General features: G+C 32.7%; 43 protein-coding genes. 3 read left to right on the top strand and 40 right to left on the bottom strand.

Annotation, left to right across the window (positions count from 1 at the left end):
- Positions 1–691: 691 nt before the first annotated feature.
- The 3 genes from B5E48_RS10440 to B5E48_RS10430 all read left to right on the top strand — a co-directional run bounded on the left by B5E48_RS10440 (position 692) and on the right by B5E48_RS10430 (position 2,514).
- Positions 692–1,054: a type II toxin-antitoxin system PemK/MazF family toxin gene (locus B5E48_RS10440; protein WP_087304992.1), complete on the top strand. Its 363-nt coding sequence runs from the start codon at positions 692–694 to the stop codon at positions 1,052–1,054.
- 127 nt (positions 1,055–1,181) lie between these two features.
- Complete coding sequence (locus B5E48_RS10435; RefSeq protein WP_087158634.1) at positions 1,182–1,409, top strand: hypothetical protein; 228 nt, start codon at positions 1,182–1,184, stop codon at positions 1,407–1,409.
- 10 nt (positions 1,410–1,419) lie between these two features.
- Positions 1,420–2,514, top strand: coding sequence for a tyrosine-type recombinase/integrase (locus B5E48_RS10430; protein ID WP_087304991.1), 1,095 nt, complete (start codon positions 1,420–1,422; stop codon positions 2,512–2,514).
- Positions 2,515–2,884: 370 nt separating this feature from the next.
- On the opposite strand, the gene B5E48_RS10425 is transcribed toward B5E48_RS10430, so the two are convergent.
- From B5E48_RS10425 to rpsJ, 40 genes are all read right to left on the bottom strand, one after another.
- Positions 2,885–3,382, bottom strand: a complete 498-nt coding sequence (locus B5E48_RS10425) for an antitoxin (protein WP_087245420.1) — start codon at positions 3,380–3,382, stop codon at positions 2,885–2,887.
- On the bottom strand, positions 3,379–4,236 hold the full coding sequence (locus B5E48_RS10420) for a DUF3990 domain-containing protein (protein WP_087245418.1): 858 nt from the start codon (positions 4,234–4,236) through the stop codon (positions 3,379–3,381). The genes B5E48_RS10425 and B5E48_RS10420 overlap by 4 nt, the downstream gene beginning before the upstream one ends.
- A 190-nt stretch (positions 4,237–4,426) precedes the next feature.
- Positions 4,427–4,819, bottom strand: a complete 393-nt coding sequence (rpsI, locus tag B5E48_RS10415; RefSeq protein WP_087245416.1) for a 30S ribosomal protein S9 — start codon at positions 4,817–4,819, stop codon at positions 4,427–4,429.
- 15 nt (positions 4,820–4,834) lie between these two features.
- The gene (rplM, locus tag B5E48_RS10410) at positions 4,835–5,272 is read right to left on the bottom strand and encodes a 50S ribosomal protein L13 (protein WP_087245414.1); all 438 of its coding nucleotides are present in this window, start codon (positions 5,270–5,272) and stop codon (positions 4,835–4,837) included.
- 146 nt (positions 5,273–5,418) lie between these two features.
- Positions 5,419–6,327: a histidinol-phosphatase gene (locus B5E48_RS10405; RefSeq protein WP_087304990.1), complete on the bottom strand. Its 909-nt coding sequence runs from the start codon at positions 6,325–6,327 to the stop codon at positions 5,419–5,421.
- A complete protein-coding gene (gene truA / locus B5E48_RS10400; protein WP_087304989.1) occupies positions 6,314–7,048 on the bottom strand; it encodes a tRNA pseudouridine(38-40) synthase TruA in 735 nt (244 codons plus the stop codon). The genes B5E48_RS10405 and truA overlap by 14 nt, the downstream gene beginning before the upstream one ends.
- On the bottom strand, positions 7,045–7,845 hold the full coding sequence (locus B5E48_RS10395) for an energy-coupling factor transporter transmembrane component T family protein (RefSeq protein ID WP_087245408.1): 801 nt from the start codon (positions 7,843–7,845) through the stop codon (positions 7,045–7,047). The genes truA and B5E48_RS10395 overlap by 4 nt, the downstream gene beginning before the upstream one ends.
- Entirely contained in the window at positions 7,838–8,689 is an 852-nt protein-coding gene (locus B5E48_RS10390) for an energy-coupling factor transporter ATPase (RefSeq protein WP_087298024.1), read from the bottom strand. The genes B5E48_RS10395 and B5E48_RS10390 overlap by 8 nt, the downstream gene beginning before the upstream one ends.
- On the bottom strand, positions 8,665–9,495 hold the full coding sequence (locus B5E48_RS10385; protein ID WP_087304988.1) for an energy-coupling factor transporter ATPase: 831 nt from the start codon (positions 9,493–9,495) through the stop codon (positions 8,665–8,667). Before B5E48_RS10385 ends, B5E48_RS10390 begins: the two co-directional genes overlap by 25 nt.
- Positions 9,496–9,576: 81 nt before the next feature.
- Positions 9,577–10,434 carry a MurR/RpiR family transcriptional regulator gene (locus tag B5E48_RS10380; protein ID WP_087298022.1) on the bottom strand — a complete coding sequence of 286 codons (858 nt, stop codon included), beginning with the start codon at positions 10,432–10,434 and terminating at the stop codon, positions 9,577–9,579.
- A 255-nt stretch (positions 10,435–10,689) separates the two neighbouring features.
- Entirely contained in the window at positions 10,690–11,052 is a 363-nt protein-coding gene (rplQ, locus tag B5E48_RS10375) for a 50S ribosomal protein L17 (RefSeq protein ID WP_087245400.1), read from the bottom strand.
- Between the two features lie 35 nt (positions 11,053–11,087).
- Entirely contained in the window at positions 11,088–12,032 is a 945-nt protein-coding gene (locus tag B5E48_RS10370) for a DNA-directed RNA polymerase subunit alpha (protein ID WP_087245398.1), read from the bottom strand.
- Positions 12,033–12,073: 41 nt separating this feature from the next.
- Positions 12,074–12,463: a 30S ribosomal protein S11 gene (gene rpsK, locus B5E48_RS10365; protein ID WP_087245396.1), complete on the bottom strand. Its 390-nt coding sequence runs from the start codon at positions 12,461–12,463 to the stop codon at positions 12,074–12,076.
- 14 nt (positions 12,464–12,477) lie between these two features.
- The gene (gene rpsM / locus B5E48_RS10360; RefSeq protein WP_087245394.1) at positions 12,478–12,843 is read right to left on the bottom strand and encodes a 30S ribosomal protein S13; all 366 of its coding nucleotides are present in this window, start codon (positions 12,841–12,843) and stop codon (positions 12,478–12,480) included.
- 14 nt (positions 12,844–12,857) lie between these two features.
- The gene (gene rpmJ, locus B5E48_RS10355) at positions 12,858–12,971 is read right to left on the bottom strand and encodes a 50S ribosomal protein L36 (RefSeq protein WP_006505646.1); all 114 of its coding nucleotides are present in this window, start codon (positions 12,969–12,971) and stop codon (positions 12,858–12,860) included.
- Positions 12,972–13,001: 30 nt separating this feature from the next.
- Positions 13,002–13,223: a translation initiation factor IF-1 gene (infA, locus tag B5E48_RS10350; RefSeq protein ID WP_087245392.1), complete on the bottom strand. Its 222-nt coding sequence runs from the start codon at positions 13,221–13,223 to the stop codon at positions 13,002–13,004.
- Between the two features lie 16 nt (positions 13,224–13,239).
- A complete protein-coding gene (gene map / locus B5E48_RS10345) occupies positions 13,240–13,986 on the bottom strand; it encodes a type I methionyl aminopeptidase (RefSeq protein ID WP_087304987.1) in 747 nt (248 codons plus the stop codon).
- Positions 13,986–14,633: an adenylate kinase gene (locus B5E48_RS10340; protein ID WP_087245388.1), complete on the bottom strand. Its 648-nt coding sequence runs from the start codon at positions 14,631–14,633 to the stop codon at positions 13,986–13,988. Before B5E48_RS10340 ends, map begins: the two co-directional genes overlap by 1 nt.
- Before the next feature lie 23 nt (positions 14,634–14,656).
- The gene (gene secY / locus B5E48_RS10335) at positions 14,657–15,958 is read right to left on the bottom strand and encodes a preprotein translocase subunit SecY (RefSeq protein WP_087304986.1); all 1,302 of its coding nucleotides are present in this window, start codon (positions 15,956–15,958) and stop codon (positions 14,657–14,659) included.
- 1 nt (position 15,959) lies between these two features.
- Positions 15,960–16,400 (bottom strand): 50S ribosomal protein L15, encoded by a 441-nt coding sequence (gene rplO / locus B5E48_RS10330; RefSeq protein WP_087245384.1) that lies wholly within the window; start codon positions 16,398–16,400, stop codon positions 15,960–15,962.
- A gap of 11 nt (positions 16,401–16,411) precedes the next feature.
- Positions 16,412–16,603, bottom strand: coding sequence for a 50S ribosomal protein L30 (rpmD, locus tag B5E48_RS10325; protein WP_087245382.1), 192 nt, complete (start codon positions 16,601–16,603; stop codon positions 16,412–16,414).
- A 14-nt stretch (positions 16,604–16,617) separates the two neighbouring features.
- Positions 16,618–17,181: a 30S ribosomal protein S5 gene (rpsE, locus tag B5E48_RS10320; protein ID WP_087304985.1), complete on the bottom strand. Its 564-nt coding sequence runs from the start codon at positions 17,179–17,181 to the stop codon at positions 16,618–16,620.
- Between the two features lie 14 nt (positions 17,182–17,195).
- On the bottom strand, positions 17,196–17,552 hold the full coding sequence (rplR, locus tag B5E48_RS10315) for a 50S ribosomal protein L18 (protein WP_087304984.1): 357 nt from the start codon (positions 17,550–17,552) through the stop codon (positions 17,196–17,198).
- Between the two features lie 28 nt (positions 17,553–17,580).
- Complete coding sequence (gene rplF / locus B5E48_RS10310) at positions 17,581–18,126, bottom strand: 50S ribosomal protein L6 (RefSeq protein WP_087245376.1); 546 nt, start codon at positions 18,124–18,126, stop codon at positions 17,581–17,583.
- A 28-nt stretch (positions 18,127–18,154) separates the two neighbouring features.
- A complete protein-coding gene (rpsH, locus tag B5E48_RS10305) occupies positions 18,155–18,544 on the bottom strand; it encodes a 30S ribosomal protein S8 (protein WP_087245374.1) in 390 nt (129 codons plus the stop codon).
- 33 nt (positions 18,545–18,577) lie between these two features.
- A complete protein-coding gene (locus tag B5E48_RS10300) occupies positions 18,578–18,763 on the bottom strand; it encodes a type Z 30S ribosomal protein S14 (RefSeq protein WP_087245372.1) in 186 nt (61 codons plus the stop codon).
- Between the two features lie 14 nt (positions 18,764–18,777).
- On the bottom strand, positions 18,778–19,317 hold the full coding sequence (gene rplE / locus B5E48_RS10295; protein ID WP_087245370.1) for a 50S ribosomal protein L5: 540 nt from the start codon (positions 19,315–19,317) through the stop codon (positions 18,778–18,780).
- 18 nt (positions 19,318–19,335) lie between these two features.
- Positions 19,336–19,668, bottom strand: a complete 333-nt coding sequence (gene rplX, locus B5E48_RS10290; RefSeq protein WP_087245368.1) for a 50S ribosomal protein L24 — start codon at positions 19,666–19,668, stop codon at positions 19,336–19,338.
- 14 nt (positions 19,669–19,682) lie between these two features.
- On the bottom strand, positions 19,683–20,051 hold the full coding sequence (gene rplN, locus B5E48_RS10285; RefSeq protein WP_087245366.1) for a 50S ribosomal protein L14: 369 nt from the start codon (positions 20,049–20,051) through the stop codon (positions 19,683–19,685).
- Between the two features lie 29 nt (positions 20,052–20,080).
- Entirely contained in the window at positions 20,081–20,341 is a 261-nt protein-coding gene (gene rpsQ, locus B5E48_RS10280) for a 30S ribosomal protein S17 (RefSeq protein WP_087245364.1), read from the bottom strand.
- A gap of 12 nt (positions 20,342–20,353) precedes the next feature.
- Positions 20,354–20,548, bottom strand: coding sequence for a 50S ribosomal protein L29 (gene rpmC, locus B5E48_RS10275; RefSeq protein ID WP_087245362.1), 195 nt, complete (start codon positions 20,546–20,548; stop codon positions 20,354–20,356).
- A gap of 2 nt (positions 20,549–20,550) precedes the next feature.
- Positions 20,551–20,961, bottom strand: a complete 411-nt coding sequence (rplP, locus tag B5E48_RS10270) for a 50S ribosomal protein L16 (RefSeq protein ID WP_087304983.1) — start codon at positions 20,959–20,961, stop codon at positions 20,551–20,553.
- 2 nt (positions 20,962–20,963) lie between these two features.
- Entirely contained in the window at positions 20,964–21,617 is a 654-nt protein-coding gene (gene rpsC / locus B5E48_RS10265; protein ID WP_087245358.1) for a 30S ribosomal protein S3, read from the bottom strand.
- A gap of 11 nt (positions 21,618–21,628) precedes the next feature.
- A complete protein-coding gene (gene rplV, locus B5E48_RS10260; protein ID WP_087245356.1) occupies positions 21,629–21,961 on the bottom strand; it encodes a 50S ribosomal protein L22 in 333 nt (110 codons plus the stop codon).
- A gap of 20 nt (positions 21,962–21,981) precedes the next feature.
- Positions 21,982–22,260, bottom strand: a complete 279-nt coding sequence (gene rpsS / locus B5E48_RS10255; protein ID WP_087245354.1) for a 30S ribosomal protein S19 — start codon at positions 22,258–22,260, stop codon at positions 21,982–21,984.
- An 18-nt stretch (positions 22,261–22,278) separates the two neighbouring features.
- Positions 22,279–23,112: a 50S ribosomal protein L2 gene (gene rplB, locus B5E48_RS10250; RefSeq protein ID WP_087245352.1), complete on the bottom strand. Its 834-nt coding sequence runs from the start codon at positions 23,110–23,112 to the stop codon at positions 22,279–22,281.
- Positions 23,113–23,170: 58 nt separating this feature from the next.
- The gene (rplW, locus tag B5E48_RS10245; RefSeq protein WP_087245350.1) at positions 23,171–23,461 is read right to left on the bottom strand and encodes a 50S ribosomal protein L23; all 291 of its coding nucleotides are present in this window, start codon (positions 23,459–23,461) and stop codon (positions 23,171–23,173) included.
- Positions 23,461–24,087, bottom strand: a complete 627-nt coding sequence (gene rplD / locus B5E48_RS10240) for a 50S ribosomal protein L4 (RefSeq protein WP_087245348.1) — start codon at positions 24,085–24,087, stop codon at positions 23,461–23,463. Before rplD ends, rplW begins: the two co-directional genes overlap by 1 nt.
- A 22-nt stretch (positions 24,088–24,109) precedes the next feature.
- Positions 24,110–24,826, bottom strand: coding sequence for a 50S ribosomal protein L3 (rplC, locus tag B5E48_RS10235; protein ID WP_087245346.1), 717 nt, complete (start codon positions 24,824–24,826; stop codon positions 24,110–24,112).
- Positions 24,827–24,847: 21 nt separating this feature from the next.
- Positions 24,848–25,156, bottom strand: coding sequence for a 30S ribosomal protein S10 (rpsJ, locus tag B5E48_RS10230; protein ID WP_087245344.1), 309 nt, complete (start codon positions 25,154–25,156; stop codon positions 24,848–24,850).
- Positions 25,157–25,467: the final 311 nt, after the last annotated feature.

Raw genomic sequence — 25,467 nt, 5'->3', positions numbered from 1 at the left:
CTATAATATAAAAGGTGGTGCAGTTGCGTATATTCAATAATATCATCTCAGTGGTGTAGTTGTTGAAATTGGTGGTGCACTTTATGCTATTGATGGTGCAGTTCATTGCAAATAATCAGAAAATGATAGTTTATTATACAAATTAAAAAAATCTAATTCAATTTTATTAAAAATATTATTATTAAGATTTTTAGAATATGATATTAACGAAATTGCACTAGAGTTAAATATGACACCAAATGCAGTTAGAAAAAGAATCAATAAATTTAAAAAAATTATAATTTGAAGGCTTATTTTGATCATTATTTACGGCTCTTAGGTGAAGGAGATTTTATCCACTTCAATAGATCCTTGAAAAATTCATAACAACTATTAGATACAAATCTCATAGAATGAGCTGATCACTATTGCGCCATGACCTATTATATAGAGAACGATCAAACAATAGATTGATAAAAGCAATTGGCTATTGCTAGCGACGATACTCTATGAGGATAATGATACACTTGCACTGCAATTGCGTGAGCTACCACGCAAGGGTGAAATTCCCGTGATGAATAATTGGCTATTATTCGTCTAATAGGATTCCCTTCTTTCCGGGTAAACAGGGTTAAATAGGAAATACGATAAATATAAAAATAACCAGGACTCGCTCCTGGTTTTATACATAATTAAGAGAGGATGAGATAAAGTGATAACAAAAGTAAAACGAGGAGATATCTTTCTTGCTGATCTTTCTGCTTATCAAGGTTCCGAACAAAAAGGAGTTCACCCTGTTTTGATCATTCAAAATAATAAAGGTAATAAATATAGCCCTGCAACGATCGTTGCATGTCTATCATCCAAGATTGAAAATAAAGCTCATTTACCTACTCATTATATTCTACCTGAAGAGATTGGTTTAAAGTACCGTTCGATGGTGTTGTGTGAACAAATTAGGGTCATAGATAAGAAAAGACTTTTAAAAAAGATATCAAAACTAAGCAAATTAGATATGAAACATATCAATAGAAAGATAAGTATCAGTTTAGAGCTTAAAGACAAGAAATATTAAAAATGCAAAAATACTATCACTTTAAAATATCCTAGCTTCCTTGATTATCGTCAAATGTATGAACTTTCATTTTGTACATTCGTTATTATCTTGCAAATCATTTATGATGAGAGAGAAGATAGATATTATGCAAGAAAAACATTATGTAGAAACTCCAAAATTTACGGGCAGAAATGTTCCCATTGATGAAATCGCAAAAGCTACAGGTAAATCGGCTACCTTTTTAAGAGAGGCATTAAAACTAGGAATTATGCACTTTGGCTATGCATTCAAGAAAGATGGAGCTAAGAACTATACATTTTACTGTCCAGATAAACAAGTTTGGGAAGAATTAGGCTATTTTAAAGAAGAATAGGAGGTTCATTATGGCCAAAAGAAAAGAAGAAAGACTACCAAAAGGTTTTGGTGGAGTTGTTTTCATGAAAGGAAATCGTGCCAAACCATATGTAGTTAGAATTAAAGTAGGTACGACAATAAACGAAGAAAAAGGTACTGCATATCCAAAATACAAAGTTATTGGTTATGCTAAAACAAGGGCAGATGGTATCTTAATGTTACAGGATTACCATAACAATCCATATGATTATGAAAATCACTACACATTTGCTGATATATATAAGAAAGCATTTGATGAATTTATCGCCGATAAATCTAAATCGAGTATTCAAGCATATAAATCTGCATTTAAAGTATGTGAAGAACTTCATGATCTAGAGTTCAAAGATATAAGAACGATTCAACTGCAACATGTCATTGATCATTCAGGGAAAAACTATCCAACGCTTAAGAAAATCAAAGTATTGTTCAATGTCATGTATAAATATGCGATGAGATATGAATTATGTCCTAAAGACAATTCAAGATATGTTGATATTTTAAAATATAGCAAGCAAAATCCAAATGCAAGAGATAGAAATCCGTTTACAAAAAAAGACATTGACATCTTATGGTCAATGAAAGAAGATAAATGGTATCAAATAGCTTTAATGCTAATTTATACAGGAGTAAGAATTGGAGAACTATTAGAATTAGAAAAGAAGAATGTCAATCTAGAGGAACAATACTTTGATGTAACCAAAAGTAAAACAGATAGTGGTGTTCGTAGAGTCCCTATTGCTGATTGTATCTTGCCATTTTTCAAAAACTGGTATGAATATTCACAAACAGAAACTTTAATTTGTATGCCTAGCATGCAACCATTCAAATATCGAAATTATATTGATTCTTACTGGTTCCCATTAATGGAACCTTATGGAATGCAACGTTACACTCCACATTGTACGAGACATACTTGTATATCGCTTCTTGCTGAAGCAAAAGTAAATCAAACATCAATTAAATTGATCGTTGGACACAGAGGTGCTATGACACTTACAGAGCGTGTATATACACATTTAGATATCGATACATTGATAGAAGCAGTGAACAAAATGTATATCCCAGCATCGCTTAAGTGGTAGATGAGTGAAAATAAAGCAGCAAATCTCTCTCCACAGTCTCTCTCCACAGTCTCACACCACAATCTATCTCCACAATTCACTAAATAAAGCAGCACAGACCACATTTTTGCTCCTCATTTTTAGTGAGAGGCGAAGTTACTTTATTTGTTACCTTATTGCAGCTTTATGAGGGTTTTTTAGACGAAATAAAAAAAGAAAAACCCCATAAAATGGGGATTTTCTAAAGTTTTCCTCAAACAATTTACTAACGTTTTGAGAACTCCTAGGTACGATAAAATAGGCATTTTAGAGTGGTTTTGTTGCATACGTGTTGCATTGCCAAAACTTTTCAGAACAACTCAAATAGTTATCAAAATAATTTATACAACACTTAATTCTTCAATCTTTTTATTCTTCTGAGTATTTTTACCCCCTCTTTAGTCAATTGGTCACTATCTTTATCTAATACTAATGATTTTGCTTCTAAGATCCTATCTATTGCATTCATTGGATCTAGGGAATGATATGCAAAGAATAAATGCCTAAGCTCTGTACCTTTTATAATCTTATAAGCATTTTTACTATCAATTTGATAAACATATGATAGATATCTATAAATATACCCTATCCAATACATCTCATTAATTGAAAACTTTATTTTTCCATAATTGGTTTTACCATATTCTATATCAAGTTCTTCAAAAATTTCTTCAATTGTCATGCTTTCGTTTATAAAGGTTAAATTATCCATTCTAGAAACAAATTTAGAATTCATAAATCGGCGGATAAATATATTTGAACTACATTCTTCTCTAGTAACAGATTGTTCAAAAATTTTACCTTGTATATCACATAGTAACAAACCTACTTGATCCATTTCTCTTTTCATAATATTTCGTCAATATATTGACCTCGCCCCCTATACTGTCTTCGAGCCATTTTAATTTTAGTATCTCCAACTTTACTATCCTCTAATCTTTTGATTTGATACTTTTCTTTTTCTTTACTACATAAATAGCATCTTTCAACAATTTTTACCTGACTCAACGCTCTCTCTGTTTTAAAAACATATTGAAATCCTAAATTAGTAGCTGCCAAACAATGTATACATTGTTCATCAGTAATTTCACCTTCAATAAAACTATCTATAATTCTAAACATCCTGTTATCAGCGATTGGTGCTACTAAATAATCTATGTCTTCTAATTTGTTAATTAACTTTTTGATAATCGGATGATCTTCATAGCCACTTAGCCTTCCTCTAAAATATGCTATTGTCAGCATCCATTCTTGATTGACTTTATATTCAATGCTAGAAAGGTTTTGTGGATTAAAACTTAATATATAAACGCTAGATGTATCAAATCCACTTACAAATAATGATGACTGCTCAAAACTTTCACCGCAGTAAAATCCTTTACCAAAATCATTATTGTTTTTTGAATGCTCAATATCAATATTACCCTCTATAATGTTCTTGGCGCCATGGTATAATACTAATTTATTCTCATTTGCTAAATCTTCATAATAAAGTTGTGCTTTAATCTCATTTATAAAGATATTATTATTTAATGCAAAAGTATATATTTTTTCGATATTATTTTCATTTGTATCCATTTTGCCAGTTTCCCATCTTGCTACCGTAATCGCATCAACATCTATTTTTTCAGCAAATTGTTTTTGAGATAAATTAAGTATTTCTCTAATTAATTTAACATCCTCATCTATTCTATAATTCACCATAGATTCAATATCACCTCACCACTTTATTATAGCATACGCTAGTAAGAAGTTAAATATAAACTTTTTATTATCATACGCTAGTAAAAAGTTTTTTTATACTCTTTACGCTCTGCATTTTTAAAAAGAAAAAGAAGTATCTAAACACTCACTGTGTCTAAATACTTCTCTAATCTTCTCACAACAATTATTACTAACGTTTTGAGAACTGTGGTGCTCTACGAGCTGCTTTAAGTCCGTATTTTTTACGTTCTTTAACTCTTGCATCACGAGTCAAGAATCCAGCTGCTTTTAATACTGGTCTGTAATCTTCTCCAGCTTCTAATAAAGCTCTTGAAATTCCATGACGGATAGCTCCAGCTTGTCCACTGTAACCTCCACCATTAACATTAACAATCACATCAAACTTACCAGTTGTACCAGTTAATTCAAGTGGTTGGTTGACGATCATTAATAATACATCTGATGGTAAATAATCTTTTGCTTCTCTACCATTGATGACGATTTTTCCTGCACCTGGTGTTAAAATAACACGTGCTACTGAAGACTTTCTACGTCCAGTTCCTCTGTATTGTACATTAGCCATTTATTCTCGTCCTCCTTATCCCTTAATTTTTAATTCAACTGGTTGTTGTGCAGCATGTGGATGTTCACTACCAGCGTATACAAATAATTTCATCCCTTGTTTTCTTCCAAGTGTGTTATGAGGTAACATACCTTTAACAGCTGCTTCTACAAATCCTGTTGGATTTGTTTCTTTAAATTGGCGAGCAGTTTTAACTTTTAAACCACCTAACCAACCAGAATGATGATAGTATTTAACTGTATCTAATTTTTTTCCAGTCATTACTACTTTGTCTGCATTAACGATAATAACATAATCACCAGTATCTACATGTGGTGTAAATGTTGGTTTATGTTTTCCTCTTAATACAGATGCTACTTCTGATGCTAAACGTCCTAAAGTTAATCCTTCAGCATCAACAACGTACCATTTACGTTCAATTGTGGCTTCTTTAGCCATTGTTGTTTGTCTCATTTTTAATCCTCCTGTAGTTTCCGGGGCTACAAACGTTAAAATAAGGCAACTCTTATTATAACAATATTCGCATTTTTGTCAATATGATTTTCTCTGTATTCATCGCCTTTTTTAATATAACAAAAAGAAAAAGAGAGGCAGATAAATTATCTTATATCATACTCTCCTTGAAATTTTTCAAAATGTCCTTGTAAAAAATCGAAATGGTCAATAACATTGAGATTATGTTCTTTACAAAAATCTAACATCTGCTTATACATCGCTTCATTAAAATCAGAAGGATCATGAGCATCAAATCCTAAAATAACATCATTTCCTACTTCTCCTGCAATTTTCCAGAAGTGTGTATTTGGATATGCATAAATCATCTCTCCATTAACGTTTCTTAAGCCTCTTCTTATTCCTCCTGCATTTACTTCTAAAGGAATGTTTAACTCTTTCGCTTTTTCACAGATTCTTTGCGAAACAGTTCTCGCATCTAAATCAAACTCTTTATATCCTATTAAAAACAAATCAGGATGAGCTAAATAACTAAATAATCCTGTTTCTAAAGCTTTTTCAACATCATTACAATATTGATAAATATCTTTTTTCTTCATATCCTCTTTGCCATAATAATCACTATGAACACAATGTTTATGAAAATGATGCCCTAAAATCAAATAATCAACTTTATGCTCATATAATAAGCTTTGATAATAATCAAAATATTCTTCTAATCCTTCAGCTTCAAAACCTTTATATATCCTTATCTGGTCCTGATATTTATCTTGACATTCTTTAATTTTATCCAAATAATTTTCCATATCTGGATAAGGCATTCTCATACTAGGTCCATTTTGAATAAAAGCATGAACAAGTGATAAAAAGCTTCTAGGTCCTCTTATAGCTACAAGAGATTTCAAAAGATGCTGACGATAGTGTGGTAATGGAACATGCTCTGATATTCCTAATTCTTCAATCCCCATCTTGATAGCTGAACATACCATTTCCTCTTCGCTTCCATTAGCATGTCCACAACGATAGGTATGTGTATGAAAATTAGTCTTCTTCATAATACACCTCCTGCAAATATAAACCTTGTGGTTTGGCCTTAAAAAGACATTTTTTTTGACCACAACTTTCTAACATTTCTAAAAGTTGTTCCTTTTGAATACGTTTAGCTCCAACTTGAATGATACCACCAACAAGATGTCTAACCATATAACGTCTAAATCCATTTCCAATTAACCGAAAGGTAATAATACCATCCTTGTCTTCAATATCAAAATGATATAGAGAACGAATTGTATTCCCATATTGATCATAACAGCAAAATGACGCAAAATTATGTTCTCCTATAAAAATTTTTGCTGCTTCTCTCATTAATTCAATATCTAAAGAACGGCCATATTGATAAATGTAATTGGTTTGAAATGGATCATATTCTTTTGTATTTAATAAATAACGATACTCTTTCTTAACTGCACTATATCGTGAATGAAAATTTTCATCAACATATTGAGCATCTAAAATGTAAATATCATTAGGTAAAAAGTGATTAATGGCTCTTTTCCATTGCGTTTCCGGTAATCTTTTTTGTGTATCAAAATGAAATACCTGATGAACTGCATGGACTTTCGCATCTGTTCGTCCTGATGCATGAATAACAGTTTCTTCTTCATTAATTTTTTTAATAGCTTTTTGTATTTCACCTTGAATTGTACGTTCATTATTTTGAACTTGGAAACCATGAAAACGTGTCCCATCATAACTCACAATACATTTGACTCTCATAAAACAAAACTCATTATAACCATAGCTATACATATTGCAATAACACATAAAAATGAAATTGTATCAGACAATTTCCATACAAGTTGTTTATATCTTGTACGTTTAGCTTCTGGATTATAATTACGACTTTCCATAGCATTGGCTAAATCTTCTGCTCTTTGAAAAGCTGAAATAAACAAAGGAATAATAAGTGAAACGATTGATAAAATCTTTTCTTTTAAACTTCCTTCTGAAAATTCTACCCCTCGGCTAGCTTGTGCTTTCATAATTCTTTGCGTTTCTTCTAATAAAGTTGGAATAAATCGCAATGCAATAGAAATCATCATAGCGACTTCATGAGTAGGAAATCCAATTTTTTTAAAAGGTGACAGAAGATGTTCTATACCTAATGTTAAATCTAAAGGTTTTGTCGTAGCAGTTAAGATCGTTGTCATAATAATAATAAGAATCAATCTAATAAATATATATACAGTTTGTAAAACTGCCTGATCATAGATCTTAATGAAACCTATTGAAAACAATAAATTTCCCTGTTGAATAAATAACAAATTAAAAATCATTAAAAATGCCATCATAAATAGCATTGGTTTTACGGCTTTGAGAACCTGTGATACTTTGATATGTGATAATAATGTCATAATAATCACAAAAGTTCCTAAAAGGGCATATCCAATAAATCCTGCATCAAAGAAAACAGCAATTAACAGTAATAAAAGTGCACCTATTTTTAATCTAGGATCTAAACGATGAATAAAACTATCAATAGGCAAGTATTTCCCAAACATCATATTATTCATGTAATTGACCTCCTATTTCCTGAATCAATACATCAATATCTTTAATAGACGGATCAATATGAAATCCATTTTTATTAAGTTCTAAGATAAATGATGTAATAATAGGTAAATCAATACTCAATGATGTTAAATACTCTGTTTCTTTAAATAGTTCTTCAACAGATACATGTCTTTCAACTTGACCATGATTCATCACAACAACATCATCACAATATTCTAAGACTTGATTCATATCATGAGAAACAAGAATAACCGTTTTACCTTCCTGATTCACTTTTTTAAAAAGCTGTAACATTTCTTTAGCACCCTGTGGATCTAATCCAGCTGTCGGCTCATCTAAAATTAAAATATCTGGATCCATTGCTAATATTCCTGCTATCGCTATACGACGTTTTTGTCCTCCAGACAAATCAAATGGAGAACGCTCTAAGTAAGATTCATCTAATCCTACTAATTTGATAACTTTTTTTGCAATTGAAATAGCCTCTTCTTCACTAACACCAAAGTTTTTTGGTCCAAAAATAATATCTTTTAAAATTGTTTCTTCAAATAATTGATACTCAGGGAATTGAAAAACAAGCCCTGCTTTTTTTCTAAGAGGTTTTAAAGAAGATGGTTTATCCGTTGCCGTAATCAATATATCTTCTACATTGACTTCTCCTGATGTAGGAAGTAATAAAGCATTGATATGTTGAATCAACGTTGATTTACCACTTCCAGTATGACCAATCAATGCTGTCATACTCCCCTTTTGAATATTAAGATTAACTCCTTTTAAAGCATGATATGCAAAAGGGGTATCTTGAGCATAAATATGTTCTACTTCTTTAAATGTAATCGACATAATTCATTCACCAACTTCTCTCTATCAATTTGCTCTGTAATAGATATACCCATTTTTTGTAAACCATGGCTGATTTTATAAGCAAAAGGAATATCTAAAGCCAAGCTCTCTATTTCTTCTTTTTTCATTAACACTTCTTCAGGTCGTCCTTCATCTACAATATGTCCATCACTTAATAAAATTACATAATCAGATAAAGCTGCTTCTTCTATATCATGAGTAATGGAAACAATCGTCATATTCTTATCTTTATTTAATTGATGGACTAAAGCGTTAATTTCGTTTCTTCCTTTAGGATCTAACATACTTGTTGCCTCATCTAAAATAATAATAGATGGGCTCATAGCTAAAATACCGGCTATTGCTACCCTTTGTTTTTGACCACCTGATAATTTTGTAGGTTCGTGATCCAAAAACTCATACATATTGACTTTCTTTGCATATTCATTGATAATATCATCCATCAATGCAGGATCTACACAATTATTTTCTAATCCAAAAGCAATATCATCTCTTACAGTCGCACCAATAAATTGATTATCAGGATTTTGAAAAACAATTCCTATTTGACTACGTACTTGATTTAATGTTTCTTCTGTTAATGGAATTCCACCAATAACTATCTCTCCAGATTTTTTTTCTAACAATCCCATCAGTAATTTCGCGATAGTACTTTTTCCACTTCCATTATGTCCTAATATTGTCGTATATGATCCTTTTTCTATACTAAAAGAAATATCATCTATTGTTAAAGTATCTTCATCATATCCAAAAGATAAATGTTGAACATTAATAATTTTTTCCATACTCATCCTCCAAGTAGTTCAATTTTAGTATGATTTATAGTAGTTGTCAACCATCTTGTTACAACAATAAAAAATCTTAATTTACATGAATTCTTCATGTTGGGTATTATCTAATTCTTTCGCTATTTGTATACAATTATCCAGATTCTGTTGATAATGTATTGAAAAAATACAACTATACAGAATATCCAATATATATTTTAAAGACAAGCTACTAGCAAAATCTGCAATCTTTGTATAAATTAATTCTCTTGATGACATTCTTAAAGTCACATCTGCTAACAAAGACAACTCATTATCTTCTAAATTTGTAATAGCAATAATTGAAGTTTGTTTTTTTCTTAATGTTTCAATCAGATGTTTTATATGGGGAGCATGTCCCGAATATGAAATAATGATTGCACAATGATTTTGATCACTCATTAAATATGTTGAATCGAGTTCATCACTTAATGAACATAATTGAACATGTCTATGAAGAATATACATGCGTTCTTGGAATGAGCGGACTATATGCATATGAACTGATCGACTATAAACATCTATATACTTGCAGTTGCGTAATAAGCGGATAGCTTTTTGTAAATCATCATGACTTATAAGTGAATATGTATCTTGAATTGTTTCCCTTTCTAAAACACACAAATTGTACGCAATATTCATTATGTCGTCATTAACTACAAAGGGAATATTTGCGTCCACTTCTTGATTGAGATAAAGATAATCTAATTCTTTCAAATAAGCTTCTTTAAATTCATTCCATCCATCAAAGCCTAATTTCTTAGCTATACGTATAAAAAGAGGCGATGATGTATATGTTTCATTAGCAATCTGTGCAATAGTCATATTTTTAATGTCTTTGCCTTTTTTTAAAATATAATCAATAATGATTGATTCACTTGGTGAAAAATGTGTCTTTTCTATCTTATGGATAAGCATATGACCACCTCTTGTATGACATTATAAAGCAATTTGTTATCAGTTGCAAAATAAAAACACATCGCTGATGTGCTTTTATTTTGTAATGAAAACAGAATTCATCTATTTTTCATATGTTGTTCTTGCATTTTCTATAAATGACCTTTTTATGAAATCAATCATTTTACCTATCATCATATTTTAATAATAAGATATCATATAATGCAAAATTCAAATCATGCAATTCATAAAAAAAGTGATGAATCCATCACTTTTTTAGAATAAACCAATAACTGCCATTGGTGCATTATCACCTTTACGATTATATGTTTTTAAAACACGAGTGTATCCACCATTTTTATCTGCATATTTTGGTGCAACTTCATCAAATAATTTTTGAACAGCAGTTTTACCAGTAGCAGGATCAACAACATCTTGTAATACTTGTGCTGCTTGTCTTCTTGCATGTAAATCTCCACGTTTTCCTAAAGTAATTAATTCGTCAACGATTGAACGAACTTCTTTTGCTCTCGTTACTGTTGTTTCGATTTTTCCATACATGATAACATCTGTAGCTAAGTTACGTAACATTGCTTTTCTATGAGATGATACACGCCCTAATTTTCTATTGTGTGCCATAAATTAGTGCTCCTTCCAAAATATTTATTCTATTATTAATCAACTTGTTTAAAACCTAAACCTAATTCGATTAATTTTTCTTTTACTTCTTTAAGTGATTTCTTACCTAAGTTTCTCACTTTAATCATATCGTCTTCACTCTTAGAAGCGAGTTCTTGAACTGTTTGAATACCAGCTCTTTTTAAGCAATTATATGAACGTACAGATAAGTCTAATTCTTCAATAGTCATATCTAATACTTTATTACTTGTGTCTTCTTCAGTTTCACTCATAACTTCCATGTTCATTGCCATATCAGTTAATTCAACAAACATATTTAAGTGTTCCACTAAAATTTTAGCAGCTAATGCTAAAGCTTCATGTGGTTGGATAGATCCATCAGTTGTAACTTCTAAAGTTAACTGATCATATTTTGCACTCTGTCCAACACGTGTAGGTTCAACATTATAAGCTACTTTTACAACTGGTGAATAAATAGAATCAGTTGCAATAACACCAATTGTGTTGATCATCTTTTTGTTCTGATCAGCACTCATGTAACCACGATCTTTATGAGCATACATTTCCATATAGAAATGTGCACCTTCAGCAACATGGGCAATTTCCATATCGTTTGAAATCATAGTTACATTTGATGGACATTGAATGTCAGCACCAGTAACAACAGCTGGTCCCTTGACATCAATTACCATAGTGACATCATCATCACCATCAATTGCAAAAACCAATTTTTTAATGTTTAAGATAATTGAAGTGACATCTTCAACGACACCATCAACTGCAGAAAATTCATGGATTGCTCCTTGAACTTTAATTGCGTGAACTGCACATCCAGGAATAGATGATAACAAAACTCTACGTAATGCATTTCCTAAAGTTGTTCCGAAACCTCTTTCTAAAGGTTCAATAACAAACTTACCATAGAAATCTGTTTCATCATATTCTGCGACATTAAAATTTGCTTTTTCGAACTTTTGCATTATTTCCCTCCTCACTTAGAAATAACTACTTTTTTACTTCATTATCCACGAGGACGTTTTGGTGGACGACAACCATTATGTGGAATTGGTGTAACATCATTAATTGAAGTTACTTCTAATCCAGCAGCTTGTAAAGCTCTTACTGCAGCTTCACGTCCTGGTCCTGGTCCTTTAACACAGACGTCAACAGTTTTCATACCATGATCCATTGATGCTTTTGCAGCAGCTTCAGCAGCCATTTGTGCAGCATATGGAGTAGATTTTCTTGATCCTTTGAAACCAAGTGCTCCAGCACTTGACCAAGTGATTACATTCCCATGTTCATCAGTTACAGTAACAATTGTGTTATTGAAAGTTGAATGTACATGTGCGACACCTTTTGCTATATTCTTTTTAACACGTCTTTTACCACGAGTATTGTTTCTTGCCATTTTCGTTCAACCTCCTATTTTTTCTTACCAGCAATTGGACGAGCTTTACCTTTACGAGTACGAGCATTTGTTTTTGTTTTTTGTCCACGTACTGGAAGTCCTTTACGATGACGGATTCCTCTATAGCATCCAATTTCCATTAAACGTTTAATATTTAATGCAACTTCTCTACGAAGATCTCCTTCAACTTTATAATTTTCTACTTCTTTTCTAAGTTTTCCTTCTTCTTCTTCTGTTAAATCTTTAACTCTTACATCTTCACTGATTCCAGTTGCAGCACAAATTTTTTGAGCTGTTGATAAACCGATACCATAGATATAAGTTAAAGAAACTACCACACGTTTATCACGTGGGATATCAACACCTGCTATACGAGCCATTGTTTCTCCTCCTATTAACCTTGTCTTTGTTTATGTTTAGGGTTTTCACAGATTACCATTACTCTACCCTTACGTTTAATTACTCTGCATTTATCGCATATTGGTTTTACAGATGGTCTTACTTTCATCTTAATCTTTACCTCCTTTGGGAAGATTTTCTACTTATGTCTAAATGTGATTCGCCCACGTGTTAAATCATATGGAGAAATCTCTACGGTTACTTTATCCCCCGGTAAAATGCGAATGTAATTCATACGGATTTTACCAGAAACGTGAGCCATAATAACCGCTCCATTTTCCAACTCAACCTTAAACATTGCATTAGGTAATGTTTCAAGGACAGTTGCTTCTACTTCAATAACGTCATCTTTTTTTGCCATTGATTATAACTCCCTTTTAAAGTTTTGTCAAAATCTCATACCCATCACTTGTAATGACAATAGTATGTTCATAATGAGCTGCGAGAGATCTATCTCTTGTTACAACAGTCCAATCATCATCTAAGACATCAGTTTCACATCTTCCTAGATGAGCCATTGGTTCTATTGCTAAAGTCATTCCCTCTTTTAATCTAGGTCCTTTTCCTGGTGCTCCATAATTAGGAACAGCAGGATCTTCATGAACTTTTGTGCCAATTCCATGACCTGTATAATCTCTTGGAGTTGAACATCCATGATTTTCTAGATATGTTTGAACAGCATGAGATATATCGGATAAACGATTACCAGGTTTGACTTGTGCTAAACCTGCATAAAGTGCTTCTTCAGTCACTTTCATAAGATGAGCAGCATCATCACTAATCTGCCCTATGGCATATGTCCAAGCACTATCACCATGATAGCCCTTATAACATGCACCTACATCCACTGAGATAATATCACCATCTTTAAGTTTTCTATGATCAGGAATCCCATGAACAACAACTTCATTAATTGAAGTACATACTGCTCCTGGAAAACCATATAGGTTCAAAAATGATGGTGTTGCACCAGCATCACGTATAATCTTTTCACAGAATTTATTAATTTCCATGGTTGTGATTCCAGGTTTAATAAATTCTTTTAAGTGACTATGAACAAGTGCCACAATGCGACCAGCCTCACGCATCAACTCAATTTCTCTTTGGTCTTTTGTGACAATCATTATTTACCCTCCAAGCTTTTTTCAATGTCTTTAAAGACGTCTTCCATAGGTTGGTCACCGTTAATATTAATGATTGTACCTTTCATTGTATAATAATCAATCAAAGGTCGAGTTTGTTTGTTATACGTATCAAGTCTAATTTTGACAGCTTCTTCGCTCTCATCTTCTCTTTGATACAAAGTTCCACCACATTTGTCACAAACACCTTCAACTTTAGGTGGATTAAATTCAACATGGAATGTTGCTCCACAATTTTTGCAAGTTCTTCTACCAGACAATCTTGTGATTAATTTTTCAACTGGAATATCTAAATTTATAATTGCATCAATTGTAAAATCAAATTCTTTCGCAATACTTTCAAGTTCTCTCGCTTGAACTATTGTTCTAGGGAATCCATCTAAGATAAAACCATTTTCAAAAGTGTTTTCACTTAAATATTCCCTAAGCATTTCAATCGTATAATCGTCTGGTACAAGGTGCCCAAATTGCATGAAATATTTAGCAATTACACCAAACTTTGTTTGTTCACGTAAAGCTTTTCTAAATAAATCGCCAGTAGATATTTGTGTTAAACCGTATTTTTTAACAAGTCTTTCAGCTTGAGTCCCTTTACCAGCACCAGGAGGCCCCATTAAAATAATGTTCATTTTTCTACACCTCTTTTATTATACTATTTTCTAATATATCCATGATACTCTTTACGAGTAATTAAAGTTTTAATCTGTCTTGTTGTTTCAAGAGCAACACCTGTAATGATAATCAATCCAGTTCCTCCTAATGTCAAAGCAGCATTAGAAGTTTGTGACCAAATAACTGGTGTTATGATAGGAATTGCCGCAACAATAACTAAGAAGATTGATCCGACAACAGTTACTCTATTTAAAACCGTACTTATGAATTTTTCTGTATCTAAACCAGTTCTTACGCCAGGAATTGATCCACCATTTTTCTTTAAATCATTGCTAATCTTATGTGCATCAATTTGTAAATTAGAATAGAAGAATGCAAATAAAACTATCATAAGAAGATATAAGCAAAAACCAAATGGTTCCTGATAATTCAAAATGGTATCAATAGTTCGCGTTATATTATTTGAATCCATAAAACTAATGACTGTTCTTGGAGCTGCTAATACAGATGCAGCAAAGATAACTGGCAATACACCTGAACTATTAATCTTAATAGGCATATGTGTCGTATCTTTTGTTCTCATTGTTGGATTAGAATTTGTTGCATACATAATTGGTATTTTTCTAACTGCACCTTCATTAAACACTACAAAGATAACAATTGCTAAATATACAATGACAAACAATGCATACCACAAAATTCCTAAAATCATTGTCTGTGTTCCCTTATCAAATGAAACCAAATTGTTGAATGTTGTAATAAAGTTAGTTGGTAAACTTGCCACAATACCTGTGAAAATCAATAATGATGTTCCGTTTCCAACACCCTTTTGAGTGATTTGATCACCCATCCACATAGCCAACATACTTCCTGCTATCATAACAAGAACTACATAAGCATAATTCCACAATGATGATGAACCAAGAATTCCATACATATTATCAAATGCGTATGTTAATGATCCACCTTGAATAGCAGCCAAGACGAGTGTAACATATCGTGTCACTCTATCTTTTTTCTTTTTACCAGTATTTCCTTCTTTTTGCCATTGAGCTAATACTGGAATAACATCCATTGATAATAATTCAATAATAATAGATGCTGTAATATATGGAGAAATTCCTAATGAAAATATAGAAAATCTCTCTAACATTCCTCCACCTAACATGTTCATAATTCCTAGGATACCACTATTAGCTGCTGAAGCTGTAATTGCATCAGCATTAATTGATGGAATTGTAATAGCAGCACCCAAACGGAATACAAACAACATACCAAGTGTAAATAAGATTCTACGACGTAATTCTCCTTTTTTAAAAACATTCTTAAAAAAGTTTAACATCCTAGATCACCTCAGTTTTTCCACCTGCAGCTTCAATTGCAGCAATGGCTGACTTTGAGAATTTCTTTGCTTTAACAGTTAAAGCAACTTCTAACTTTCCATTACCTAAAACTTTTAAACCATCTAATTCTTTTTTAATTAAACCACATTCTTTTAAAGCAGCCATATCTACAACACTACCTGCTTCAAATTTATTTAAGTCTTCTACATTAACAATAGCATATTCAACTCTATTGAAGTTTGTGAAACCACGTTTTGGTAAACGCATGAATAATGGTGTTTGTCCACCTTCAAATCCAGGTTTTTTTCCTCCACCACTTCTAGCTCCAGCACCTTTTTGACCTCTACCAGAAGTTTTACCATGTCCTGAGCTTGTTCCACGTCCAACACGTTTTCTATTTCTACGTGCTCCTTCAGTGTATTGTAATTCGTGTAATTTCATTTTTACACCTCCTACTTACTTTCTTCAACTTTAACAAGGTGGCTAACAGTATTAATCATACCTTGAATCGTTTCGCTATTTACTTTTTCAACTGATTTGTGCATTTTTGTTAAACCTAACGCTTTAAGAGTATCCTTTTGATTCTTTTTAGCACCAATTGGACTTTTTACAAGCGTAATGATAACTGTATTTTTTTCTGCCATTTCTTACGCTCCTCCTATCCGTAAATTTCTTCAACTTTTTTATCTCTTAATTCAGCAACTTGTTGAACAGTTTTTAATAATTTTAAACCTTCTACAGTTGCACGAACCATGTTGATTGGAGTTCTTGAACCAATTGATTTAGAAATAATATCTGAATATCCAGCCAATTCAACAACAGCACGAACTGGTCCACCAGCAATGATTCCAGTACCTTCAGATGCAGGTCTTAAGAATACATGTCCTGATCCATACATACCATTGATTTCATGAGGAATTGTTCCATGAATAATTGGTACATTAATAACATTTCTTTTAGCTGCTTCAGATGCTTTTCTAATAGCATCAGGTACTTCGTTAGCTTTACCTGTTCCAAATCCAACGCGACCTTTTTTATCACCGATAACTACTAATGCAGCAAAGCGGAATTTACGTCCACCTTTAACAACTTTAGTTACACGGTTAATTGTGACAACACGTTCTTCGAATTCTTTTTCAACTCTTGGTCCATTTCTTCTTGGTCCATTTTTTCTTGGTCCATTTCTTCTTGGTCCATTTTCTCTTGGTTTACGTTGTTCCATTCTTTAACCTCCTATTAGAATTTTAATCCAGCTTCTCTAGCAGCTTCAGCTAGTGCTTTCACACGACCATGATAAATATATCCACCACGATCGAATACTACATTTTCAATATTTTTGGCGATAGCTCTCTTTGCAATTTCAGTACCAACCTGTGTAGCACCTTCAACATTTCCACCGTTTGCTAATTTCATATCTACTGAAGATGCAGCAACCAAAGTCACTCCATTGACATCATCAATGATTTGTGCATGGATATGAGAGCTTGAACGGAATACATTTAAACGAGGACATTCAGGAGTTCCACTGATTTTTCTACGAACTCTTGCATGACGTTTTTTACGTAAATCGTTTCTTGACATAGTTTTAGCCATGATAATAGCTCCTTCCTTATTTCATTAACTACTTTTTACCAGCAGTTTTACCTTCTTTTCTAATAATTCTTTCATCAACGTATTTGATACCTTTTCCTTTATAAGGTTCAGGTTTCTTCACAGCTCTAATTCTTGCTGCAATTTCTCCAACTCTTTCTTTAGAGATTCCTGATACAATAATTGATGTCTGAGATGGAGTTTCAATTTTAACTCCTTCTTCACCTTCAACTTCAACTGGATGAGAATATCCAACATTTAATACTAATTTATTACCTTGCATTTGAGCACGGTATCCAATACCAACAACTTCTAACTCTTTTTTATAACCGTTGTGTACACCTTCGATCATATTGGCAAGTAAAGCTCTTGTTGTACCGTGTAATTGTTTTACATGCTTTTGTTCACTTGTTCTGCTTACTGTAATTGTGTTTTCATCCATATTGATATTAATCAATGGTGAAAACTGTCTGACTAAAGTCCCTTTTGCACCTGTAACTGTGACAGTATTATCAGCAGCAATTTCCACTTTTACACCTTCAGGTACGTTGATAATCTTATTACCTACACGAGACATCAGTTACACCTCCTGTTTTCTTATTTTATTACCAGATATATGCTAATACTTCTCCACCGATTTGTTTAGCTCTTGCTTCTTTATCAGTCATTAATCCTTGAGAAGTAGATAATACAACGATTCCTAAACCATTTAATACCTTAGGAATTTCATTAACTTTGGCATATTGACGAAGACCAGGTTTAGAAACTCTTTTTAACCCAGTGATAACTCTATCGTTTCCTTTATATTTTAAAGTGATGACAATGTTTTTAATGACACCTTCACCTTCAACTTTATATCCTTTAATAAATCCTTCGTTTTTCAAAATTTCAGCTAATTGCACTTTTAATTTTGATGCAGGAACCACAACTTCATCATGACGTTGTTGATTCGCATTACGAATTCTTGTTAACATATCTGCAATTGGATCTGTCATTTGAAATGTCCTCCTTCCATTTGGATGATTTGATTACCAGCTTGCTTTTTTAACACCAGGAATTTCACCTTTATAAGCTAATTCTCTGAAGCAAATACGGCATAATTTGAATTTTTTAATTACTGCATGTGGACGTCCACAACGTTCGCATCTTGTATATTCACGAACTTTGTATTTTTGAGGACGTTGTTGTTTAACTTTCATTGATGTTTTAGCCATTAATTAAGTCCTCCTTATTTATGGAATGGCATTCCTAATTGTGCTAATAATTCATGACCTTCTTCATCAGTTTTAGCAGTTGTTACGAATACAATATCCATTCCTCTGATTTTGTTTACTTTATCGAAATTGATTTCAGGGAAAATTAATTGTTCTTTAACACCTAAAGTGTAATTTCCTCTTCCATCAAAAGAATTCTTTGGTACTCCTCTAAAATCTCTTACACGAGGTAAAGAAATACTGATTAATTTATCTAAGAATTCATACATTCTTTCTCCACGTAAAGTGACTTTGCAACCAATTGGCATTCCTTCACGTAATTTAAATCCAGCAATTGATTTTTTAGCTCTCGTAATCACTGGTTTTTGTCCTGAAATTAAAGTTAATTCTTCAACAGCCTCATCTAATAATTTAGAGTTGCTAACTGCATCACCAACACCAATGTTGATAACAATTTTTTCCATAGCAGGAACTTGCATTACAGAACTATAATTAAATTTAGTCATTAATGACTTAACAATTTCATTTTCATAACGTTCCTTTAGTCGGTTCATTATTTAACCTCCTTCCGATTACTTTTTCTTCTTTGTAGTTTTATCTAATGCTTTACCTGTTTTTTTATTGATACGATATTTTTTACCGTCTTCATCAAAAGCATAACCGATTTTTACAGCTTGTTTTGCTTTTGAATCATAATATGCAACATTAGAAACATGAATAGGTGCTTCTCTTGTTACAATACCACCTTCTGGATCAGCTTGTGAAGGTTTGATGTGTTTTGTTACCATATTCACACCTTCAACAATCACTCTATCTTCTTTTCTTAGAATTTGAATAATTTCTCCAGTTTTCCCTTTATCGCTACCAGCGATAACTTGAACTGTATCACCTACACGTAATTTCATCTTCTCGTTTCCTCCTATAATACCTCAGGAGCTAATGATACGATTTTCATGAAATCTGCATCTCTTAACTCTCTTGCTACCGGTCCAAAGATACGAGTTCCTCTAGGTGAATTATCATCTTTAATAATAACGCAAGCATTATCATCAAATTTAATGTATGAACCATTATCACGGTTTACACCATATTTTGTTCTTACGATAACAGCTTTTACAACTTCACCTTTTTTAACTGTACCACCTGGAGTCGCTTGTTTTACTGTCGCTACGACTACATCACCGATGTTACTAAATTTTCTATTTGAACCACCAAGGTTTCTAATTACTAGTACTTCTTTTGCTCCTGTATTGTCAGCAACTTTTAATCTGCTTTCATTCTGGATCATTCAAGTGACCTCCTTTCAGATTCTTCTTATTAAATAATTTCTGCTTTCTTTACAATTTCTACTAAACGGAAACGTTTAGTTGCTGATAATGGACGAGTTTCCATAATTTTAACAACATCTCCATCTCTAGCAATATTTTCTTCATCATGAGCCTTAAACTTTTTAGAAGATTTAACACGTTTTCCGTATTTTTTGTGTTTTACATGAGTTTCAACTAAAACAGTGATTGTTTTATCCATTTTTGTAGAAACAACTGTTCCAGTATAAACCTTACGATTATTTCTTTCCATAGTCTACTCCTTCTATTTGTTTAATTCTCTTTCTCTAATAATTGTTTTAATTCTTGCGATATTTTTTCTAACTGTTCTAATACGAGCAGTATTTTCTAATTGTCCTGTTGCTTGTTGGAATCTTAATCCAAATAATTCTTTTTTGTACTCTTCTACTTTGTTAAGTAATTCTTGAGTTTCTGTATTTCTAATATCTTGAACTGTCACAATTACTCACCTCTTCCAATAATCTTACATTTCACTGGTAATTTGTGAGATGCAAGTCTTAATGCTTCTCTTGCAACTTCTTCTTCTACACCAGCAACTTCGAACATAACGCGACCTGTTTTTACAACTGCTACCCATTCTTCTGGAGCACCTTTACCTGAACCCATACGGACTTCAAGAGGTTTCTTTGTTTTAGCTAAATGAGGGAAGATTCTAATCCAAACTTGCCCACCACGTTTCATATAACGGTTCATAGCAATACGAGCTGCTTCGATTTGTCTTGAAGTAATCCAAGCACCTTCTAAAGCTTGTAATCCATATTCACCAAAAGAAACTTGAGTTCCACCTTTAGCTTTACCTTCATATTTGATTCTATGAGGTCTTCTATATTTAGTTCTCTTAGGCATCAACATGATTATTTATCCCCTTTCTTCTTTGCAGGAAGAATTTCTCCCTTACAAATCCAAACTTTTACTCCTAATTTTCCATAAGTTGTGTCAGCTTCAGCAGTCGCATAATCAATGTCAGCTCTTAATGTATGAAGAGGTACAACACCTTCAGAATAACCTTCAGTTCTTGCCATATCAGCACCACCTAAACGTCCTGAAACAGCTGTTTTGATTCCTTTAGCACCAGCTCTCATAGCAGCTTGAATAGCTCTTTTTTGAACTGTTCTAAATGAAGCACGGTTTTCTAATTGTTCAGCAATCTTGTTTGCTACAAGTTGAGCAACAACATCTGGATTTTTAATTTCAACGATATTGATAAACACTTGTTTACCATTAACCATTTTTGCAACTTCTTTTCTTAAAGCATCAACAGCTTCACCATCTTTTCCAATAACAACACCTGGACGAGATGTATGAACATAGATGCTTACACGATTTTTAGATCTTTCAATTTCAATGTTAGCGACATAAGCGCCTTTTAACTTTGCATATAAGAATTCACGAATTTTAATATCTTCATGTAATAATGAAGCAAAGTCTTTATCATTAGCGTACCATCTTGAATTCCAATTACGGTTAACACCAACACGTAATCCTACTGGACTTACTTTTTGACCCATACTTTGCCCTCCTATCTTTCAGCAACCACACAAGTGATGTGGCTTGTTCTTTTTAAAATTTGAGTTCCGCTTCCTTTTGCTCTTGCACGGAATCTTTTTAATGTAGGACCTTCATCCACATAAATTTCTTTGATGTATAATTTATCTTCTTCTGCACCTTCATTGAATACAGCGTTTTGTGCAGCAGATTTAACGACTTTAATGATTGCAGGAGTTGCACTTTTATTAACGAATTCTAAGATTCCAAGTGCTTCTTTTACTTGCTTCCCTCTTACCAAGTCAACAACTAATCTTGCTTTTTGAGGTGAAACACGAATCATTTTAGCTTGAGCTCTTGCTTCCATGTTTATTTTCTCCTCTCTTTCTATTTACCAGACTTTTTATCATCAGCATCATGACCATGATAAGTTCTTGTAGGAGCAAATTCTCCTAATTTATGTCCAACCATATCTTCAGTAACATATACTGGGATATGTTCTCTTCCGTTATAAACTGCGAACGTATGTTCAATAAATTGTGGGAAGATTGTAGAACGTCTTGACCATGTTTTAATGACTTCTTTTTTGTTAGCAGCATTTAATGCTTCTACTTTTTTCATTAAGTGTTCATCCACGAATGGACCTTTTTTTAAACTTCTTGCCATATTCTATAACCCTCCTTCTTATTTACCGTTACGACGACGTACGATTAATTTATTTGAAGCTTTTTTACTATCTCTAGTTTTAACTCCAAGAGCTTTTTTACCCCATGGAGTCATTGGTGCTTTACGACCGATTGAAGTTCTACCTTCACCACCACCATGAGGGTGATCATTAGGGTTCATAACAGAACCACGAACTGTAGGTCTAATACCTTTCCATCTATTACGACCAGCTTTACCAATGTTAACTAATCCATGATCTTCATTTCCAACAACACCAACTGTTGCTCTACAAACTGCTAAGAATTTTCTTACTTCACCAGAAGCTAATCTTACAGTTACATATTTTCCTTCTTTACCTAAGATTTGAGCAGACACACCTGCAGATCTAGCGATTTGTCCACCTTTTCCTGGATGCATTTCAATATTGTGGATAACTGTACCTTCAGGCATATTTCCCATTGGTAAGCTATTACCAACAATAATATCAGCATTTTCTCCAGAAACAATTTTCATTCCAACTTCTAATCCTTTAGGAGCTAAAATATATCTTTTTTCACCATCTACATAGTGAATTAATGCAATATTTGCAGATCTATTTGGATCATATTCAATTGTTGCAACTTTTCCAACAATATCATCTTTATTACGTTTAAAATCAATAATACGATATAAACGTTTATGTCCACCACCATGATGACGAGTAGTGATGACACCTTGATTATTACGCCCACCAGTTTTTGATAAACGAACTGTTAATGATTTCTCAGGCTTATTTGTTGTAATTTCTTCATAAGTCAAAGATGTCATATTACGACGTCCATTAGTTGTAGGCTTATATACTTTAATAGGCATCTGATTTCCTCCTTATTTTTCTTATCTGGAATGGAGTTCATTCCAATAGTTCTTCCAATTATTCTTCACCGAATAAATTGATTGAATATCCTTCTTTTAATTTAACAATAGCTTTTCTTCTTCTTTTTGTTTTACCAACGTATCTACCCATTCTTTTTGTTTTAGGTTTCACATTCATAATGTTTACACTTTCAACTTTAACATCAAACATTTTTTCAACTGCAACTTTAACTTCAGTTTTATTAGCAGTTAAATCTACATCAAATGTATATTTGTTTTCGTTTTGTTGTAACAATAAAGATTTTTCAGTAAGTACTGGTTTCTTTAAAACATCTGTAATATGTGCCATTATGCCAATACCTCCTCAACAGCTTTGATAGCTCCTTCAGTCATTACTAACTTAGTGCTATCTAAGATATCATATACGTTAAGTCCTTTTGAATTAATAACTTTAACACCTGGAATATTTCTTGCTGATAAAGCTACGTTTTCATCAACTTCGTCCATAACGATTAATGTTTTTCTGTTAGCTTCTAAGTTTTCTAACACTTTGATCATTGCTTTTGTCTTTGGAGCTTCCATAGCGATATTATCTAAAACAGTTAATTCACTATCGATCACTTTTTGACTTAAAGCAGACTTAAGTGCTAAACGTCTTACTTTTCTGTTCATTTTTAATTTATAGTTTCTATCTGGTGTAGGACCAAATACAACTCCTCCACCTCTCCATTGTGGAGCACGGATAGATCCTTGTCTTGCTCTACCTGTACCTTTTTGACGCCAAGGTTTCTTTCCTCCACCTTTAACTTCAGTACGGTTTTTCACTTTATGAGTCCCTTGTCTCCATGAAGCTCTTTGTAGTAAGACCATATCAAAGATTGCTTGGTTATTTGGTTCAATACCAAATACAGATTCATTTAATTCTGTATCTTTAACTTTTTGTCCTTCTTGATTATATACTGCAACTTTTAACATTAGTTTTCCTCCTTTCGCTTCATTATTCAGCAGTTTCCACTGCATCAGTAGTTTCTTCTACCACTGGACTTTCAGTTTCATATACAATTAAATCTTTAGCAGGATTAACTTTACCGTTTCCTTTTACTGCAGATTTAACAACAACTAAACCTTTTTTAGGACCTGGAATTGATCCACTAATTAATAATACATTGTTTTCAACATCAACAGCAACGATTTCCAAGTTTTGAACTGTTCTTGTTACATGTCCCATATGTCCTGGTAATTTTTTACCTGGAGCGATTCTGTTAGGAGCGATTGGCCCCATTGAACCAACGATTCTATGAGCACCAGAACCATGTCCCATTGGTCCTCTTTGTTGTCCATGTCTTTTTATAACACCTTGATAACCTTTACCTTTGCTAGTTCCTGTTACATCTACCACTTCACCAGCTACAAAGCTATCAACTTTAATTTCTTGACCAACTTCATAACTCATCATTTCGTCATAACGAAATTCTCTAATGAAGCGCTTAGGAGCTGTTTCAGCTTTTGCAACATGACCTTTATGAGCTTTTGTTGCTAATTTTTCTCTCTTGTCTTCAAAACCAACTTGGATAGCATCATATCCGTCAGTAGCAACTGTTTTCTTTTGTAAAACAACGTTTGGTGTTGCTTCTACAACTGTTACTGGGATTAATTTTCCATCAGTAGTGAACACTTGAGTCATTCCAATCTTACGACCTAAGATTCCTTTCATGAGTTACACCTTTACCTTTCCTTATAATTTAATTTCAATATCAACACCACTTGGTAATTCTAAACGAGTTAAAACATCAACTGTTTCTGGTGTTGGATTCACAATGTCAATTAGACGTTTGTGAGTTCTGATTTCAAATTGTTCACGAGAATCTTTATACTTGTGAACTGCTCTTAAAATTGTATAAACTTCTTTTTCAGTTGGTAGAGGTACAGGACCTACAACTTGTGCTCCTGACTTCTTCGCAGCTGATACAATTTTTTCAGCAGAAGTATCTAAGATTTTGTGATCAAATGATTTCAAACGAATTCTAATTTTGTTGTTTGCCATGACTTATTCCTCCTTCTTGCCAATTTATTGGCCTGCTCGATGCGAATTCCCTGAATACGTCCTCCGCTCATGACAACGGCTATCAGCGTTTCAGCAACCTCGCACTTCTTCGCATTCACAACAAATGCATTTTACACTAAATAGCGCATTAAATCAAGTCTTTTTGCTAATCTTTTAAAAAATTTTTAATGTGGTTAATTGTAAAAGTAAATTCTACTTTAAAAAATAAAGTGGAATTTAGTCTTACGAATTTTCTTGTTATATGTTATTGATTATTTGTTCCTCATTTTCTGGATTAATGATATGAATGA

The sequence above is a fragment of the Massilimicrobiota sp. An105 genome, assembly GCF_002161155.1.
Taxonomy (GTDB): domain Bacteria; phylum Bacillota_I; class Bacilli_A; order Erysipelotrichales; family Coprobacillaceae; genus Allocoprobacillus; species Allocoprobacillus merdigallinarum.
The sequence above is the reverse complement of the archived record's forward strand: the minus strand, read 5'-3'. Positions and strand labels throughout refer to the sequence as shown.